General features: G+C 76.1%; 2 protein-coding genes. Both read left to right on the top strand.

The window, feature by feature from the left end:
* A partial coding sequence (gene cydC, locus ABT381_RS35530; RefSeq protein ID WP_351602181.1) for a thiol reductant ABC exporter subunit CydC occupies positions 1 to 1,047 on the top strand: 1,047 nt, incomplete at its 5' end.
* Between the two features lie 207 nt (positions 1,048 to 1,254).
* Positions 1,255 to 2,904, top strand: a 1,650-nt coding sequence (locus ABT381_RS35525; protein WP_351602184.1) for a sensor histidine kinase, incomplete at its 3' end; no start/stop codon positions are given.

Raw genomic sequence — 2,904 nt, 5'->3', positions numbered from 1 at the left:
GCGGCGGCCGGTGCCGGCGCCGGGCTGATCGCGCTGCTGACCGGGCTGACCGTTGCGGCCGCCGCGGTCGTCGGCGTACAGGCCGTGCACGACGGGCGGCTGAGCGGGGTGAGCCTGGCGGTGGTCGTGCTGACGCCGCTGGCCGCGTTCGAGGCGGTCGCCGGGCTGCCGCTGGCCGTGCAGTACCGGCAGCGCACCCGCCGCGCCGCCGAGCGGGTCTTCGAGGTACTGGACGCGCCGGCGCCGGTCGGCGAGCCGGCCGAGCCGGTGGCGGTACCGGAGTCGCCGTTCCCCGTGGTGGTGAGCGGGCTGACGGCCCGCCACCCCGGGCAGCCGCGGCCGGCGCTCGACGGGGTGGGCTTCACGCTCGCGCCCGGCCGCCGGATCGCGGTCGTCGGCCCGTCGGGCTCGGGCAAGACCACGCTCGCGCAGGTGCTGCTGCGCTTCCTGGACCGCGAGGCCGGTACGTACACCCTCGGCGGGGTGGACGCGCAGCAAGCGGACGGCGACGCGGTACGGCGGCTGGTCGGCCTGTGCGCGCAGGACGCCCACCTCTTCGACAGCTCGGTGCGGGAGAACCTCCGGCTGGCCCGGCCGGACGCCGACGAGGCGGCCCTCTGGGCGGCGCTGGCGGGCGCCCGGCTCGCGGACTGGGTGCGCGGGCTGCCGGACGGGCTGGACACGCTGGTCGGGGAGCACGGCGCGCGGCTGTCCGGCGGGCAGCGGCAGCGCCTCGCGCTGGCCCGCGCGCTGCTCGCCGACTTCCCCGTACTGGTGCTGGACGAGCCGGCCGAGCACCTGGACCTGGCCACCGCCGACGCGCTGACCGCCGACCTGCTGGAGGTGACCAGCGGCCGGACGACGGTCCTGATCACGCACCGGCTGGCCGGTCTGGAGGCGGTCGACGAGATCCTCGTACTGGACCGCGGGCGCGTGGTGCAGCGCGGCCCGTACGAGGAGCTGGCCGCGGCCGACGGCCCGTTCCGCCGGATGCGGGACCGGGAACGGGCGACGGACGCGCGGTACGCGGCGGCGGCTCGTCCGTAGAGCCCCGCGGTACGCCGGGCGGCCCGTCCGGAGAGCCATGCGGCAGGCCGGTCGGCGAGCGTGTCCCGCCGCGGCAACCGAGCGCGACTTTCCTTGGCAAAAGGGACTTACTAGGCTCGGGGCATGGCAGCCACGGCAGGATCAGCGAGCGGGCCCGGACCGGCGGAGAGTCCCGCGCACGGATCCGATGCCGACACCGCCGACACCATGGACGCCGCCACCGAGGCGACGCGCAGCCTCCAGGGGCTGGCCCCGCAGATCACCGCCCGGCTGCCGCGCCTCCTGGAGGCCATGCGGACCGTCGGCGCGGGCCTGGACCTGCACGTCACGCTGGACCGCATCGTGGAGACCGCGGCCGAGCTGGCCGATGCCCGGTACGCGGCGATCGGCATCGTGGACGAGGCGCGCGAGGGCCTGTCGGACTTCGTGACGTACGGCGTGAGCGGGGAGGACCACCGACGGATCGGCGCACTGCCCGACGGCCACAAGGGCCTGCTCGGCGCGCTCATCCACGACCACCGGCCGGTGCGGCTGGCCGACCTCACACAGGACCCGCGCGCGGCCGGTTTCCCGCCCGGGCACCCGCCGATGCGCACGTTCCTCGGGGTGCCGATCCGCGTGCAGGGGGAGATCTTCGGCAACCTATACCTGACGGAGAAGCGCGGCGGCGGCGAGTTCAGCGAGGGCGACCTGCACATGGTGCGGGTGCTCGCGACCGAGGCGGGCCTGGCGATCGGCAACGCCCGGATGTACGCGGCGACCCGGCAGCGCGAGCGCTGGATCGACGGCGCGGCCGCCGTCACCACCGCGCTCCTCGCGGGCAGCGGTGTGGACGAGTCGCTGGCCGTCGTCGCCGAGCAGGCCCGGCGGCTGGCGGAATCCGCGGCCGGGATCGTGCTGCTGCCGATGGCGGACGGCGGGCTGGAGATCGTGGCCGCGGCGGCGGACGACCCGGTACGGCTCACGGGGACGCACATCCCGCCCGACAGCCCGGTGACCGCCGCCCTCCTCGCCGGGGAACCGGTCTTCGTCGAGGACTCGGCGACCGATCCGCGCATGGTCACCGAGGTCGCGCCGTACTTCGGGCCCAGCATGATGCTGCCCCTGAAGAGCGGCGGCCGCGTCCTGGGCACCCTCGCCACGCCACGGGCCCGCGGCGCGCGGCAGTTCACCGCTGCGGAGCGCACGCTGGCCACCCAGTTCGCCCAGCAGGCCGCGCTGGCGCTGGTCCTGGCGGACGCGCGGCGCGACCGCGAGCGGCTGGCCGTCTACGAGGACCGCGACCGGATCGCCCGGGACCTGCACGACCTGGTCATCCAGCGGCTGTTCGCGACCGGGATGATGCTGGAGAGCGCCGCGCGCAAGGCCGTGGTGCCCGAGGTGCGGGACGGCGTCGGCAAGGCCGTCGACGAGCTGGACGTGACGATCCAGGAGATCCGTACGGCGATCTTCGCCCTGCAGCAGGGGCCCGCCGAGGCGCCCGCGGGGCTGCGCACACGGGTGCTGCGCGAGATCGGCACGGCGGCGGTGCCGCTGGGCTTCACGCCCTCGGTGAACTTCGTCGGCCCGGTGGACTCCAGGGTCGGCGAGTCGACCGGCAAGAACCTGATCGCCGCGCTCCGCGAGGCGCTGTCCAACGCCTTCCGGCACGCCCACGCCTCCCGCATCGAGATCGTCGTGGACGCCACGGCCACGCTGCCGGACGGGCGGGACGCGGTACGGCTGACGGTCGCCGACGACGGCGTCGGCATCCCCGAGGGCGGCCGGCGCAGCGGCCTGAAGAACCTCGCCCGCAGGGCGGAGGCGCTGGGCGGGTCCAGTACGTACGGGCCGGGGCTCGGCGAGGAGGGTGCGGGC

The sequence above is a fragment of the Streptomyces sp. NPDC000151 genome, assembly GCF_040301705.1.
GTDB lineage: Bacteria > Actinomycetota > Actinomycetes > Streptomycetales > Streptomycetaceae > Streptomyces.
The sequence above is the reverse complement of the archived record's forward strand: the minus strand, read 5'-3'. Positions and strand labels throughout refer to the sequence as shown.